General features: G+C 58.2%; 15 protein-coding genes. 1 reads left to right on the top strand and 14 read right to left on the bottom strand.

The genetic code is table 11. The features are described 5' to 3' along the window. Window positions 1-129: 129 nt before the first annotated feature. The 12 genes from argT to FHW04_RS18615 form a co-directional block, all read right to left on the bottom strand. Window positions 130-912 (bottom strand): lysine/arginine/ornithine ABC transporter substrate-binding protein ArgT, encoded by a 783-nt coding sequence (gene argT / locus FHW04_RS18560; protein ID WP_046288187.1) that lies wholly within the window; start codon window positions 910-912, stop codon window positions 130-132. A 259-nt stretch (window positions 913-1,171) separates the two neighbouring features. Then, window positions 1,172-1,741: a UbiX family flavin prenyltransferase gene (locus FHW04_RS18565; RefSeq protein ID WP_031376250.1), complete on the bottom strand. Its 570-nt coding sequence runs from the start codon at window positions 1,739-1,741 to the stop codon at window positions 1,172-1,174. 111 nt (window positions 1,742-1,852) lie between these two features. Further along, window positions 1,853-3,370: an amidophosphoribosyltransferase gene (purF, locus tag FHW04_RS18570; RefSeq protein WP_069728995.1), complete on the bottom strand. Its 1,518-nt coding sequence runs from the start codon at window positions 3,368-3,370 to the stop codon at window positions 1,853-1,855. Window positions 3,371-3,407: 37 nt separating this feature from the next. Further along, the gene (gene cvpA / locus FHW04_RS18575; RefSeq protein WP_031376251.1) at window positions 3,408-3,893 is read right to left on the bottom strand and encodes a colicin V production protein; all 486 of its coding nucleotides are present in this window, start codon (window positions 3,891-3,893) and stop codon (window positions 3,408-3,410) included. A gap of 264 nt (window positions 3,894-4,157) precedes the next feature. Then, complete coding sequence (gene dedD / locus FHW04_RS18580) at window positions 4,158-4,898, bottom strand: cell division protein DedD (RefSeq protein WP_089561977.1); 741 nt, start codon at window positions 4,896-4,898, stop codon at window positions 4,158-4,160. After that, window positions 4,888-6,156 carry a bifunctional tetrahydrofolate synthase/dihydrofolate synthase gene (gene folC, locus FHW04_RS18585; protein ID WP_179420052.1) on the bottom strand — a complete coding sequence of 423 codons (1,269 nt, stop codon included), beginning with the start codon at window positions 6,154-6,156 and terminating at the stop codon, window positions 4,888-4,890. Before folC ends, dedD begins: the two co-directional genes overlap by 11 nt. A gap of 94 nt (window positions 6,157-6,250) precedes the next feature. Continuing rightward, the gene (gene accD / locus FHW04_RS18590; RefSeq protein ID WP_031377194.1) at window positions 6,251-7,165 is read right to left on the bottom strand and encodes an acetyl-CoA carboxylase, carboxyltransferase subunit beta; all 915 of its coding nucleotides are present in this window, start codon (window positions 7,163-7,165) and stop codon (window positions 6,251-6,253) included. Window positions 7,166-7,314: 149 nt separating this feature from the next. Further along, complete coding sequence (locus FHW04_RS18595; RefSeq protein ID WP_031377193.1) at window positions 7,315-7,977, bottom strand: DedA family protein; 663 nt, start codon at window positions 7,975-7,977, stop codon at window positions 7,315-7,317. A 29-nt stretch (window positions 7,978-8,006) separates the two neighbouring features. Continuing rightward, window positions 8,007-8,810, bottom strand: coding sequence for a tRNA pseudouridine(38-40) synthase TruA (gene truA / locus FHW04_RS18600; RefSeq protein ID WP_089561976.1), 804 nt, complete (start codon window positions 8,808-8,810; stop codon window positions 8,007-8,009). Between the two features lie 2 nt (window positions 8,811-8,812). Further along, window positions 8,813-9,820, bottom strand: a complete 1,008-nt coding sequence (locus FHW04_RS18605) for an aspartate-semialdehyde dehydrogenase (RefSeq protein WP_031377191.1) — start codon at window positions 9,818-9,820, stop codon at window positions 8,813-8,815. A gap of 103 nt (window positions 9,821-9,923) precedes the next feature. Continuing rightward, a complete protein-coding gene (gene pdxB / locus FHW04_RS18610; RefSeq protein ID WP_031377190.1) occupies window positions 9,924-11,057 on the bottom strand; it encodes a 4-phosphoerythronate dehydrogenase PdxB in 1,134 nt (377 codons plus the stop codon). Window positions 11,058-11,112: 55 nt separating this feature from the next. Beyond that, entirely contained in the window at window positions 11,113-11,892 is a 780-nt protein-coding gene (locus FHW04_RS18615; RefSeq protein WP_089561975.1) for an AraC family transcriptional regulator, read from the bottom strand. Window positions 11,893-11,989: 97 nt separating this feature from the next. On the opposite strand from FHW04_RS18615, the gene FHW04_RS18620 reads away from it, so the two are divergent. Then, window positions 11,990-12,889, top strand: coding sequence for a DMT family transporter (locus FHW04_RS18620; protein WP_046288513.1), 900 nt, complete (start codon window positions 11,990-11,992; stop codon window positions 12,887-12,889). Here the strand turns inward: FHW04_RS18620 and FHW04_RS18625 are convergent. Together FHW04_RS18625 and tctD are read right to left on the bottom strand one after the other, a co-directional pair. After that, the gene (locus FHW04_RS18625; RefSeq protein WP_046288184.1) at window positions 12,870-14,258 is read right to left on the bottom strand and encodes a sensor histidine kinase; all 1,389 of its coding nucleotides are present in this window, start codon (window positions 14,256-14,258) and stop codon (window positions 12,870-12,872) included. The two genes, FHW04_RS18620 and FHW04_RS18625, sit on opposite strands and share 20 nt — an antisense overlap. Beyond that, the gene (gene tctD, locus FHW04_RS18630) at window positions 14,249-14,920 is read right to left on the bottom strand and encodes a transcriptional regulator TctD (RefSeq protein ID WP_069728999.1); all 672 of its coding nucleotides are present in this window, start codon (window positions 14,918-14,920) and stop codon (window positions 14,249-14,251) included. Before tctD ends, FHW04_RS18625 begins: the two co-directional genes overlap by 10 nt. Between the last annotated feature and the right edge of the window lie 116 nt (window positions 14,921-15,036).

Consider the following 15,036-nt stretch of genomic DNA (forward strand, 5'->3'; position numbering starts at 1 on the left):
TCAGCCATTCCGGACAGCAGCAGACCGTGCATTGCCGGTAAAGTAAACGCCGCTAGCTGGCGCTCTCTTTTCCCGCATCCGATCCGGCCTGCTAAGGTCCGTCATATTATGGGCAGAGCGACAGGATGGTTAGTCGCCGTACACATTAAAGTCGAAGTACTTCTTCGCAATCTTGTCGTAGGTGCCATCTTTACGCATTTCAGCAAAGGCTTTGTCGATGGCCGCTTTCAGCTCGCTGTCATCTTTACGCAGCCCCATACCGGTGCCGACGCCGAAGATTTTGTCATCTTTCACTGCCGGACCGGCGAAGGCGTAGTTTTTCCCGACCGGCTGCTTCAGGAACCCTTCGCTCGCCTGCACTTCGTCCTGGAACGCCGCATCAATACGTCCGGCATTCAGATCCTGATAGACCAGATCCTGGTTCGCGTACGGTGTCACGCTCACGCCTTTTGGCCGCCAGTACTGGTTGGCGTAAGTTTCCTGGGTGGTGCCCTGCAACAGACCGATGTTTTTGCCTTTCAGCGACTCAATCGTCGGTTCGATTTTAGACCCTTTCGGTGCCACTAAGCGCGCGTTGGCGGCGTAGAGTTTTTCCGAGAAGGCGATTTCTTCCTGACGTTTTGCTGTGATCGAGAGAGAAGAGATGATGGCGTCAATTTTCTTCGCTTTCAGCGAGGGGATCAGGGCGTCAAAGTCGCTCTCAACGTAAGTACACTGGGTATGAATGCGTTTGCAGATTTCGTTAGCGAGGTCGATATCAAAGCCCACTAACTGCCCTTGCGCGTTTTTTGACTCAAACGGTGGGTAGGTTGGATCTGTGCCGATACGGATTGAACCTGGTACCGCCGCAAATACGCTGGCAGCACTGGATAAACCCAGCATCAGGGAAAGAGCCAGAACACGCTTTTTCATAGATTACCCTCAAGTGAAGTGCTTTTTGTTATGTGGTACGTGATGTGTTTGCGCAAAGTAAGTTGCATGTTTCATGCCAGTTCTGCAAGTTATTCGCGCACTTAGCGTGACGTCCGACAGCCGAAAACGCTGAGCTTGTGAGGGGAATATAACAGTGAAGTAAAAGAGAAAAAGCGATGATGTTAACTTTTGGTGCATCAAATGCACGAAGAGTGATCCGAGGCGCGCTTATGCACTAAATAAGTGCGCCAGCGGAACTTTATGCACCTTGCCAGCGCGCGAACAAATCTTCTGGCAATTCGATATCAAACTGATCGATGACCCGATTGACCGTTTGATCAACCAGTTGCCCGATGTTTTCAGGGCGATGATAGAACGCCGGTACTGGCGGCATAATGATGGCGCCCAGCTCAGCGGCGGTGGTCATCATGCGCAGGTGGCCAACGTGCAGCGGCGTTTCACGCACGCACAGCACCAGCTTGCGCTGCTCTTTTAATACCACGTCAGCCGCGCGGGTCAGCAGTGAATCACTGTAACTGTGGACGATGCCGGACAGGGTTTTCATTGAGCACGGCAAAATCGCCATCCCGAGGGTTTTAAACGATCCTGACGAAATGCTTGCCGCAATATCGCGCACGTCGTGCACCACATCGGCCAGCGCCTGCACGTCACGTAGTGAGTAATCGCTCTCCAGCCCTAACGTCTGGCGCGCCGCCTGGCTCATCACCAGATGCGTTTCCACCTCATCGACCTGCTGCAAAACCTGCAGCATGCGCACGCCATAAATCACCCCGCTGGCGCCTGAGATGCCAATGATGAGTCGTTTCATATTCCAACCTTGCTCTACCCGGATGCATCATCATAACGCGGCCTGGGGATTTCTGAAAACAAACAGGGCGGGATTGCTCCCGCCCTGCTTTATCTGCCCTAACGCTGGCGCTTAGCCTTCGTTGTGCAGCTCGAGGTTTTCCACCTCATTCTGACGCGCAACCGCTTTTGCATCGTCATTACGCAGCGACTGGAGGTATTCCAGATAGCGCTGGTCAACATCCTTCGTGACATAAATTCCGTTAAACACCGAGCATTCAAACTGGGTAATGTCCGGGTTCTCTTCGCGAACCGCTTCGATCAGGTCATCCAGGTCCTGGAAAATCAGCGCATCCGCTTTGATCAACTGGCGGATCTCTTCGACTTCACGACCGTGGGCAATCAGCTCGGTGGCGCTTGGCATATCAATGCCATATACGTTCGGGAAACGAATCTCCGGAGCCGCTGACGCCAGATAAACCCGCTTCGCACCGGCTTCACGCGCCATCTCAATGATCTGCTCTGAGGTGGTGCCGCGTACGATGGAGTCATCCACCAGCAACACGTTTTTATCGCGGAACTCGGCGCGGTTAGCATTCAGCTTACGGCGAACCGCGCTGCGACGTAACTGCTGGCCCGGCATGATAAAGGTGCGGCCGACGTAACGGTTTTTCACGAAGCCCTGGCGATACGGCTTATCGAGAATGCGCGCAATTTCCAGTGCGATATCGGTTGAGGTTTCCGGAATCGGGATCACTACATCGATATCAAGATCTTCCCACTCGCGGGCAATTTTCTCGCCCAGCTTGGTGCCCATGCGCACGCGGGCGCTGTAGACCGAAATCTTATCGAGGAACGAGTCGGGACGTGCAAAGTAGACGTACTCGAACAGGCAGGGATTGCTTTTCGGGTTTTCGGCGCACTGGCGGGTAGAAAGCTGCCCCTGCTCAGTGACATAGACCGCTTCACCCGGTGCGACGTCACGGATGAATTCAAACCCTAACGTATCCAGCGCCACGCTCTCCGAGGCCACCATATATTCGGTACGGCCATCGGCGATCACGCGTTTGCCCAGCACCAGCGGACGGATACCGTTCGGGTCGCGGAACGCTACCATGCCATGACCGATAATCATCGCCACCACCGCATAGGCTCCGCGCACCTGCTGATGCACCGCAGCGACGGCGGCAAAAATATTGTCGGCTTCCAGCGGATCGTTCTGGAAGCGATCCAGCTCCTGCGCGAAAATATTGAGCAGGATTTCAGAATCTGAGGTGGTATTCACATGACGGCGGCCCTTTTCGAACAGGTGCTTACGCAGTTCGTGGGCGTTGGTGAGATTTCCGTTGTGCGCCAGCGTAATACCGTACGGCGAGTTTACGTAGAATGGCTGCGCTTCAGAGGCACTTGAGCTGCCCGCGGTCGGATAACGCGCGTGACCAATGCCCATGTTGCCCTGCAAACGCTGCATGTGGCGTGCTTCGAAAACGTCGCTGACCAGGCCATTTGCCTTTCGCAGACGGAAGCACTTCAGCGCATCGATAGTACAAATGCCTGCGGCATCCTGCCCGCGGTGCTGGAGCACCGTTAACGCGTCATAGATCGACTGGTTTACCGGCATGAAACCGGTGATACCGACAATACCGCACATGTTGTCATTTCCTCATTAAGCCGCACTCCCGGTCGCATCACCGGGGTAAAAAACTCGACGTGCTTTTCAGGTAATCGAAAAACCACCTGATTATATAACTGAACTCGGGAATGAGTTGAGACTGTTGCCAGTCCGGACTTTTCGAAAAGCCGGTGAAAGTATCGAGGAAGAACAGCAGAGCGGCCACTATCAGCACACCACGCAACGCCCCGAAACAGACGCCCAACACCCGGTCGGTTCCCGACAGGCCGGTTTTTTCCACCAGCGAGCCGATCACGTAATTCACAATCGCACCGACAATCAGGGTGGCGACAAACAACACCCCAATGGCGATACCGTTACGAACCAGTTCGTCGTCAAAACCTGTAAACCAGACTGCAAGGTAGGCGTAGTAATGACTGGCGACAAAAAACGCGCATCCCCAGGTAACAAGAGATAAGGCTTCCCGGACAAACCCACGGATCAGGCTGACCAGAGCCGAAAAACCAACTACCGCAATAATGACGTAATCAATCCAGATCATGAACTCTTCCAGCGCCAGTGCCATTGCACCCCTGCATCCAGTTCGGGGCGCATTCTAACAGAAAAAGAAAACGTTTGCGTAGCGGTTTTCCAGTTCTGCATCCATAAAAAAGGCGATGAAAAAAACCTTCGTCGCCCGGTTGATTTCCCGACGGTCAGGCCGTTGAAAATCGTCATTTTTTACCCGTTTATCCGCTTTAACCCGCCGTGGTTTAGCCCAATTGGCGCTGCCTGTTACTGCTATTGGCAGCGCCAATTGATGAGTTTAGCGAGCGCTGTACGGCTTCACGACGCCGCCCAGCCCGGAGATGCTTTTCAGCTCGCCTACCGCACTTTGCATTTTGGCTTTTGAGGCGTCCGGTCCCACGTAAATGCGGGTGATCTGTCCCTGTACCGGCGTTGATGGCACGGTAAAGGCGCGATAGCCCGACAGTCGCAGCTGCGCGACAATCTCATTCACCTTGCTGGCGTTTTTCAGCGCACCCAGCTGTACCACATAAGCCTGACCGGCTGGTGCGCTCGGTTCGGCCGCCTTCGGCGTCTCGGCCTGCTTCGGCTGCTCCACGGTTTTCGGTGGCTCAACCGTTTTTGGCTTCGGCTGTTCGACCGGTTTAGGCTTCGGCTGCTCAACCGGCTTCGGTTTAGGCTGCTCGACCGGTTTCGGTTTCACCGGCGTCGGCTGATGCACCGGCGGTGGCGTCACAACGGCCGGCTCGCTCTCTTCGGTGGGTTTTGCGCGTCCCTGTTCAGCCGCTGCGGTGGTTTTTCCGCTGCTGCTGCTGACCGCATTACCTGCGCCTTCCGGCGGCTGGGCCGGCAGCGACTGGGTCACCGGCGGCACCATTTCGCTGTCCTGCTGATCGTCGGGTTTCGGCACCAGCGGAATGGCGGCGAACTCTTCTTTATAGTGCTTCTTCTGCCCATCCAGCAGCCCCGGCAATACAATCACGCCGACGGCCACCAGAATGACGGTGCCGACTAAACGGTTCTGAAACTTACTTGCCACGTCCTTTCTCCGTTTCAATCGATTCCATGACCTGTGCCACGGTGTGGAACGATCCACACACCAGCACAATGTCCTGCGGCTGCGCCTGCTGGCGCGCCTGCTGCCAGGCCTGCTCTACCGTGCTGAACGCCTCGCCCTGCGGCAGCCACTGCAGCAGCTGCTCCGCCGTCGCGCCGCGCGGGCCGTCGAGCGGTGCGCAGTACCAGGCATCCACCGCCGGTGACAACGCCGCCAGCGTACCGGCAATATCTTTGTCGTGCAGCATACCCACCACCGCGAGTACCCGGCCGGTTTTGGGCAGCGCGGCCAGCCGTGACGCCAGATAGTGCGCCGCATGCGGATTATGCGCCACGTCGAGAATCACCCGCGGCGATTCGCTGATGGTCTGAAAGCGGCCCGGCAGCATGGCTAACGGCAGCGTAGCGCGGATCTGCGCTTCACTGACCTGCAGTCCGGACGTGCGCAGCGCGACCAGCGCCGTCGCGGCATTCGGCAGCGGCACCTGCGGCAGCGGCAGATCGTTCAGCTCACCGTGCGCGTCACGCAGCGACCAGCTTTCCGGCTGCTGACGGTAACACCAGTCACGGTCGCGTTGCAGCAGCTGTGCGCCCTTCTCACTGGCCACTGCGGCAATGCTGTGCGGCATATCAGGCTCACCCACCACCGCCGGTTTGCCGGCACGGAAAACACCCGCTTTTTCGCGGCCAATGCTTTCCCGATCCGGACCGAGCCAGTCGATGTGATCGAGCGCAATGCTGGTGACCACCGCCACATCTGCATCCACGATATTGGTGGCGTCGAGCCGTCCGCCGAGGCCGACTTCGAGGATCACCACGTCCAGCTGCGCCTGTTGAAACAGCTTCAGCGCTGACAAGGTGCCAAACTCAAAATAGGTCAGTGAGATATCACCGCGTCCGGCTTCAATGTCGGCAAAGCTGGCACAGTGCTGCGCTTCGCTCAGCTCCTGCCCCTGAACCCGTACCCGTTCGGTATAGCGCACCAGATGCGGCGAGCTGTAAACGCCCACGCGATAGCCGGCCGCCATCAGCAGCGTTTCCAGGGTACGACAGGTGGTGCCTTTGCCGTTGGTGCCAGCGACGGTGAAGACGAAGGGAGCGGGTTTCAGCAGGTCAAGACGTTGCGCGACCTGGCGAATGCGATCCAGCCCCAGTTCGATGGCCTGAGTGTGCAGGTGCTCAAGATAATAAAGCCACGTGGCCAAAGGCGACGTGGCTTGAGGGAGGTGAAGATTGTCCATATGTCCCGTTTTGCTTATTTATACCCGACAGACTGGTGCTGAGGTATACGGTGCATTGGTGAAAGGCGCGACGGGCGCGCCTTTCTATCTCCTGTCAGGCCTCGTTGCTCTCCGGCTCAGTCGTCGCCGGGGCGGACTGTTCACCGTCGTGCAGCGGTGCTGGCAGGTTCATCATTTTTGCCAGCAGGCTTGCCAGTTTGTACCGCATTTCCGGACGGCGAATGATCATATCAATCGCGCCCTTTTCAATCAGGAACTCACTGCGCTGGAAGCCCGGCGGCAGTTTTTCACGCACGGTCTGCTCGATAACGCGGGGACCGGCAAAGCCGATCAGCGCTTTCGGTTCCGCCACGTTGAGGTCGCCCAGCATGGCAAAGCTGGCTGACACGCCGCCCATGGTCGGGTCGGTCAGTACCGAGATGTAAGGCAGACCGCGTTCCTGCATTTTAGCCAGCGCGGCGCTGGTTTTCGCCATCTGCATCAGCGACATCAGCGCTTCCTGCATACGCGCGCCGCCACTGGCAGAGAAGCAGATCAGCGGGCAGTTATCCGCCAGCGCCTGCTCAACCGCACGCACAAAACGGGCACCCACTACCGAGCCCATTGAACCGCCCATAAAGGCGAATTCGAAGGCGGCAGTGACAACCGGCATGCCATGCAGCTGGCCTTTCATCACGATCAGCGCATCTTTCTCGTTAGTCGCCTTTTGCGCAGCGACCAGACGATCTTTGTACTTTTTCGAGTCGCGGAACTTCAGCAGATCCTTGGGTTCCAGTTCACTGCCCAGCTCAACCAGGGTGCCCTGATCGAGGAAGCTGCCGAGGCGCTCACGGGCGTGCATACGCATGTGATGGTCACACTTCGGACAGACTTCAAGATTACGCTCCAGCTCGGCACGGTAGAGAACCTGGCCACAGCTGTCGCACTTGGTCCAGACCCCTTCCGGGATACTGGCGCGGCGCGCAGGCGTAACGTTGCTTTTATTAAGAATGCGTTCAATCCAGCTCATTGATGACCTTTCTGTTTAAAACTGACCTGGTCCAGTCGTCTTGATACTGCTGAAAACCGCTTCAGCAGACGGTAAATGTCGCTCATTAAACCACAACCCGTTCAGACTGTGGATAAAAATCTGGTCTTACCCCTGAGCAAAGCGGCCACTCAGGGCTGCTTCTGCTGCTTTGCCTGGCGGCGATGACGCCAGACTTCAATCACGCCCGGCAATACCGACACCAGGATAATCCCGACAATCAGCAGCTTCAGGTTTTCCTGCACCACCGGCAAATCGCCAAACAGGTAACCGGCATAGGAGAACAGCAGGACCCAGGCCAGCGCACCGGTGACGTTGAACAGCGCAAAGTGACGATAGGACATGTGGCCCATACCGGCAACAAACGGCGCAAAGGTGCGAACAATCGGCACAAAACGCGCCAGGATAATGGTTTTACCGCCGTGACGGGCGTAAAACGCATGGGTTTTATCCAGGTAGCTGCGACGGAAGATTCTGGAGTTCGGGTTACTGAACAACCGCTCGCCAAACAGACGGCCAATGGTGTAGTTCACCGCATCGCCAAGGATCGCCGCAACCACTAACAGCGCCACCATCAGATGCACATTCAGGTCGTTGCCAGGCAACGCCGCCAGTGCACCCGCCACAAACAGTAACGAGTCGCCAGGCAGGAATGGCGTCACCACTAAACCGGTTTCGCAGAACAAAATCAGGAACAAAATAGCGTAAATCCAGACACCGTACTGCGCAACCAGTTCGGCAAGATGCACATCAATGTGCAAAATAAAATCAACCAGAAAATGGATGAACTCCATAACGCGCCCTTTTAAGCCCTAAAAGTGAATTAATCCGCGAGGAACAACGGTCCCATCGACGGCTGTGGTAACGCAAAGTGGGATGGATAATCCACCGCCACCAGATACAACCCTTCTGCCCGGGCAGTGGCTGCAGCCAATGTCCGATCCTTCGCCGCCAGCAGCGTGGCCATCCAGGATTCCGGCTGATTGCCACAGCCAATCTCCATCAGGCTGCCGACGATATTGCGCACCATGTGATGCACAAAGGCGTTGGCTTTAATATCGACAATCACGTAAGGCCCCTGACGCGTCACATTCAGGTGAATCACGTTGCGCCACGGGGTACGCGACTGACACTGCACGGCGCGAAACGAGGTAAAGTCATTCTCACCCAGCAGACACTGGCCGGCGCGATGCATCTTTTCAGCATCCAGCGGATGATAAAAATGGGTCACGCCCTGCGCCAGCACCGCCGGACGCAGCCGCTGATTGTAAATCAGGTAGCGATAACGACGGGCGGTTGCGCTGAAACGGGCGTGAAACGGCTCTGGCACCGCTTTTACCCAACGTACCGCGATATCCGGCGGCAGGTTGGCATTGACGCCGAGTGTCCAGGCCCCGTCCGCCCGCTGCGAAGTGGTTTCAAAATGCACCACCTGCCCGGTCCCGTGGACGCCCGCATCGGTGCGTCCGGCACAAAACACGCTGACCGGATGATCGGCGACTTTTGACAGCGCGCGCTCTAACTTTTCCTGCACGCTGCGCACTTCCTGCTGACGCTGCCAGCCATAATAGCGGCTGCCGTCATACTCGATGCCGAGCGCCAGTTTTTGCGTCTGACCGTCGGACATGGTTACAGATACTCCTGAACCAGTTTCTCAGCCGTTTTCACCGCCATCAACGCGCCGCCAAAACGAATATTGTCGGCCACTGACCAGAACTGCAGCAGCTCCGGAATACCGTAATCGTTACGCACGCCGCCAATGCTCAGTGCACCGTTACCCGACGCATCGGTGACCGGCGTCGGCACCGAATCCTCTTCGCTCAGCGAGATGTCTGACACCAGCGCCAGTTCGGCACGCGCCTCTTCAGCCGAAAGCGGACGCAGGTTTTCAATGTGGACAATCTGCGCATTGCCGTAAAACACCGGTGCCTGCACGCTGCTGACCGCAATCGGTAAGCCTTCATCCTGCAGCACTTTACGCACCTGATCGACCAGACGGCGTTCGCTTTCAACGCTGCCTTCCGCGTCCACCTGCTGCGGCATCAGGTTAAACGCCAGCTGACGACCAAAGTGATGTTCATCTGCCGGAATGCCGTTCAGCAGGCGGGCACTTTCACCGGCCAGCGCATCCACCGCCACTTTGCCGTAGCTGGAGACCGAGATCAGGTTGGTGACCTGCAACCGGCCTAATCCAGCCGCATCGACCAGCGGTTTGATCGCGGTCAGCAACTGACTGACCAGGTTGTCCGCCACGCTGATAATATTGCGGTTGCGGTAATCGGCCAGCACATGCGGATTTACATCCGGCACTACCAGCGGCACATCCGGTGACAGCGCAAACAGCTCGCTGCTGTCGATGACCAGACAACCGGCGTTCGCCGCATCATCGGCAAAGCGGGCGGATGCGTCGCGGCCGGCGACGAAAAAGGCCAGCTGCGCCTGCGACCAGTCAAATTCTGCCGCATTTTCAACCCGCACCGAGCGGCCTTCAAAACGTTTGATCTCACCGGCGCTGTTTTCACTGGCCAGCAAATACAATTCACCAACCGGGAACTGGCGTTCCGCCAGCAATTCCAGTACAGCGTTCCCTACTGCGCCTGTCGCGCCCAGTAGCGCAATATTCCAGCCGTCAGACATGTTGGTTTACTCCAGACAATGACATAAAAACAGAAGGCGGTGATCTCACCGCCGAGGGATTCGGATTTTTCCCTGCCCGCAGGCCGTTGTGCCAGGGCATCAACTATCGGGAAGAGAGCGTTGCGTTAAAACCCAGTTGGGTCAGCATCTCAGCCGTGCTGGCGTCGTCACAGATCACCTGCAACGAGGACCATTCGCGGCGCTCCTGATACTGCTTACGCAGGCGATCAAATTCGCCAGGCTGAGCCGCCACTTTTCGCAGGGGCGCATCGTCGCGGCGCACATCATACACCAGATGCACCAGGCGTTTCAGCGTTGCCTGATCCAGCGGGCCATTCAGGGTGATTTCACTGAATTCCGGCACCGGCAGCAGGCTGCTGAGCGGGACCTGTTGCGGCTGACCGATAAAGTCACACCAGGCTTCAAACACCTGAGTAGTGCCGCGCGCCTTGCCTTCGAGGGTATAGCCCGCAATGTGCGCCGTGGCGATGTCTACTTTGTCGAGCAGCGCCAGCGACAGATCCGGCTCCGGTTCCCAGACGTCAAGCACTACGCTGAGATCGGCGCGCATCTTCAGCACTTCCAGCAGCGCGGCATTGTCGACCACCGGGCCGCGACAGGCGTTAATCAGAATGGTATTGGGCTTCAGCGCCATCAGTAATGCCGCATCTGCCAGGTGCCAGCTTTTATAGCGGCCGGCTTTAAACAGTGGCGTATGGAAGGTCAAAATATCCGCCTGCTCCACCAGCTGCTCCAGCGAAAGAAAATCGCCTTCGTCACCGCGATCGGCGCGCGGCGGATCGCACAGCAGGGTTTTCACCCCCCACGCCGCCAGCCGTTTCTGCAACCGTCCACCGACGTTGCCGACGCCGACAATGCCGACGGTGCGGTCACGCAGCTGGAAGCCGTCACGTTCCGCCAACAGCAGCAAAGACGAGAAGACATACTCCACCACCGCGATGGCGTTGCAGCCGGGCGCGGCGGAAAAGGCAATGCCCGCCTGCTGCAGCCAGTTTTCGTCGATATGGTCGGTGCCGGCAGTGGCGGTACCGACAAACTTCACCGGCTTACCGGCCAGCAGCGCTTCATTGACCTGGGTCACCGATCGCACCATCAGGCCATCGGCATCGGCCAGTTCCGCCGCCGGCAAGGGACGACCCGGAACCGCCACCACTTCGCCGGTCCGGCTGAACAACTCACGGGCATAAGGCATATTTTCATCGACGAGAATCTTCACCACGGCTTTCCTGTCTGTTGCATTGAAGGCCATTATTCTGGCACAAAGCGACGCGTTAGCCTAACCGCGCGCGGTAACGATCCGGTGTGGTTCCGGCCTGCTGCTGAAACATCACAATCAGCGCCGATGCCGAGCTATAGCCCAGTTCGTGGGCGATGCTCTGCACGCTGACGCCCTGCTCCAGCAGTACGATAGCGCGCAGAAAACGCAGCCGCTGTCGCCACTCGCCGAAGGTCATGTGCAACTGCTGCTGACAGCGCCGCGCCAGCGTGCGTTCGGTGGTAAAAACCCGCGCTGCCCAGCCGGCCAGCGTGGTGTTATCACCCGGATTAGCTTCCAGCGCATGCAGCACCGGTGCCAGAAATTTATCGGTTGAGGTCGGCAGGTAGCTCTCCTGTACCTGCGCCAGCGGCAGACGATCGCGTAGTACCTCACACAGCCGCCACTGCGCTTCGGTGACCGGCTGCTCGATCTGCTGCCCGGCAAACTCATCCATGATGGCGTGCACAATCGGATCGACAATCAGCAGGCAGGCGCGCTGTGGCAGGCCGGTACACAGCGCGGCGGCGAGGTTAAAGGTGCGGAACTGCGCCTGACGGTAGTTATAGCTGCTGTGCCGGTGGCCTGGCGGGATCCACACCGGGATATCGGCCGGAGTCAGCAGCCGCTCACCCTCTACCCGCATCTCCAGCACGTGACTTTTCACAAAGATCAGCTGTCCCCAGTCATGGGCATGCGGCAGATATTCGGTATGCGCGTTGGCCTGTTCGAAACGCATAAAGTAGTGCAGCTGTGGCGCATCCAGCGGCGGCTGGTAGGTAATCTGTAAGGTCATTATGTCCGGAGAGCGATTAATTTTGTCTGATATTAACTATCTGGATAAATCCGGACAAGCGTACACTGCGCCTCATCTAATGCTGTGGAGCGTGAACATGTTTTTCCTCTATCCGCTGTGTGCGGTGTTGATCTGGTCGATCAACTCGATTGTCAGCAAACTGTCGGCTTCCGCCATCGATCCGGCGGCGATCTCTTTCTACCGCTGGCTGCTGGCGTTGCTGGTATTGACGCCGTTTGTGCTGCCCGGCGTATGGCGGACGCGTCAGGCGATCCGGCCACATCTGTGGCGGTTACTGATCCTCGGCCTGCTCGGCATGGTGCTGTATCAGAGCCTGGCTTATTATGCCGCCCAGAGCGTCAGCGCACTGTTCATGGGCATTATCGGGGCGTTGATCCCGCTGCTCACCGTGTTGCTGAGCGTAGTGATCCTAAGGATCGCGCCGACGCTCGGCATTCTGCTCGGCAGTATCATCTCGTTTATCGGTCTGGTGTGGCTGGTGAGTCAGGGCGATGTGATGCAGTTACTGAGTCACGGACTCGGCAAAGGCGAACTGCTGATGCTGGCCGCCTCCGCCGCTTATGCGCTGTATGGCGTGCTGACCCGGCGCTGGGCGCTGCCGTTGCCGATCTGGCACAGCCTGTATGTGCAGATTTTATTCGGCGTACTGTTGCTGTTACCGGGCTTTCTGCTGGCGCCTGAGGTGTCACTTAACCGGCATAACCTGCCGCTGGTGGCGTTTGCCGGTCTGTTTGCCTCGATCATTGCGCCCTTTTTGTGGATCCACGGCGTGCAGCGCCTCGGGGCCAGTACCACCAGTATCTTTATGAACCTGATCCCGGTGTTTACCGCACTGATCGCGGTGCTGTTCCTGCATGAGCAACTGCACAGTTACCACTGGATTGGTGGCGGCCTGACCCTGTCCGGCGTGATTCTGGCCCAGCGGCTGCGTACGCCGCTAACCCGCGCTAAACCGGTCAACCTGCGTCGGTTGTAAACCGTATCGTCACGCGCAGCCCGCCCAGTTGCGGGCTGCGATCGAGCTGCATGGTGGCACCATGCCAGGCACAGATATCCTGCACCAGCGCCAGACCAATGCCGGCCCCTGGCTGAATACCAACATTATCCAGCCGCTGAAAAGGCTGTAACGCTTTTCGCTGTTCCGCCCCGTCGATGCCGGGACCGCTGTCTTCAATCTCCAGTTTGCCCGCCACCACCCGCGCGGTGACGACGCCGTGATGCGGGGTATATTTAATCGCATTATCCAGCAGGTTGGCGCACAGTTCGCCGAGCAGCACCCCGTCTCCGATCACCTGACTGCTCTCCTCGCCCTCATAACCGAGATCGATTTGCCGGGTGCGTGCCGCCGTGTAGCGGCTCAGGCAGGCTTCACGGACGATGGCCGCCAGATCGACCCGCATCATCGGCTTGTCTTCGCCGTGACGTGCCTTGATGCGTGCCAGTTGCAATAGCCGATCGGTGAGTAAGATGGTTTCATCCAGCGTATGACGCATGCCGAGTAAACTCTCCTGCCACTGTTCCGGACGTTCGCTGTTGAGCGCCACGCTCACCTGGGTTTTGAGGATAGTCAGCGGCGTGCGCAGCTGATGTGCCGCGTCAGCGCTGAAACGATCCTGCCGCGCCAGCAGGCCGCGCAGACGTTCCAGATAACGGTTAAAGGCGATGATCAACGGCTGCAGTTCTGACCACGGCAACGACGGCAGCGGGGTCAATTCGCCGCCGTCACGCTGTAATACAATGCGCGAAAGCTGCCGCAGCGGACGTAATACCCGGCGCAGCATCAGGCTGGCCAGCAGCAGTGTCATCAGCACCAGCCCGCTCTGGCTGATCAGGGCGGTACGCATCAGTCCGCGGGCAAACTCCTGGCGGGAGTTAACAGTTTCAGCCACCAGCACCAGCGCCATCCCGTCGACGCCCGCCTCACTCACCGGTTGCCACAGTGCCGCCACCCGAATGCGATGCTGGTGATAGCGTCCGTCATAAAAGTGCACCAGCGCCGGATAAGCGGTCGACATTTTGCTGGCCGGCGGAATCGGAGGCAGATCGTCATAGCCCGACAGCGTTTTCCCCTGTGGCGAAATCACCTGATAAAACAGCTGGTCGTTCATGTTGCGTTCGAAACTGTCGAGCACCACCCAGGGCACGTCCACTTCCAGATGATGCTGGCGCACCACCAGCCGTTCTGCCACGGTGCGCGCCGAGGCCAGCAGCGAGCGATCGTAAGCCTGATTGGCCGCCGCCAGCCCGCTCTGATAATGGGTGTAAACCGACAGCGCCCACAGCAGTAACAGCGGCAGACCCAGCCACGCCAGCAGTTCGCCGCGCAGCGAATGAATCAGCCGCACGGCAGCGTTTCCAGGCTGTAGCCGAGTCCGCGCAGCGTCACGATAGCCACGTCGCTACCCGCCAGTTTTTTACGCACCCGGTGGACATACAGCTCAATGCTCTCCGGGCTGGCCTCATCCGCCAGGCTAAAAGTCTGTTCATACAGATGCTGACGGGAAACCGGCCGGCCGTGGCGCTGCATCAGGGTGGTGAGGATGCTCGACTCACGCGGCGTCAGCGCCAGCGGCCGGTCTGCCAGCAGGAAATAGCCTTCGCCATCCAGCACCAGCTGGCCCAGCGACTGGCTTTGCGCCGCCTGGCTCTGGCTGCGCCGCAGCAGCGCCCGCAACCGCGCTTCCAGTTCATCCAGCTCAAACGGCTTGGTCAGGTAATCATCCGCCCCGAGATTCAGGCCGCGCACCCGGTCATCCAGCGCGCTACGCGCCGTCAGCAGCAAAACCGGCACGCTCTGACCCCGCCGCCGCAACCGCGTCAGCACTTCCAGGCCATCGATGCGCGGCAGCGAGACGTCCAGCACCACCAGCGCATAGGCTTCACATTGCAAGGCGTGATCGGCCGCGACGCCATCCGCCACCCAGTCGACGGCAAAGCCTTTTTGCGTCAGCGCTTTTTGCAACCAACACGCCAGGTCAACCGTGTCCTCTACCAGTAAGAGACGCATATCACATCCTGTTATTAAATCCGGGCAGTGAAAGGTAAATGAAAGGTAATTGTTTTAACAATTCAGCAACGCCAATATTTCGGCGGCAATCACACTCTGGAAGAATGAATGGAGCG

Source organism: Pantoea sp. AN62, from assembly GCF_050432985.1.
Lineage (GTDB): Bacteria > Pseudomonadota > Gammaproteobacteria > Enterobacterales > Enterobacteriaceae > Pantoea > Pantoea brenneri.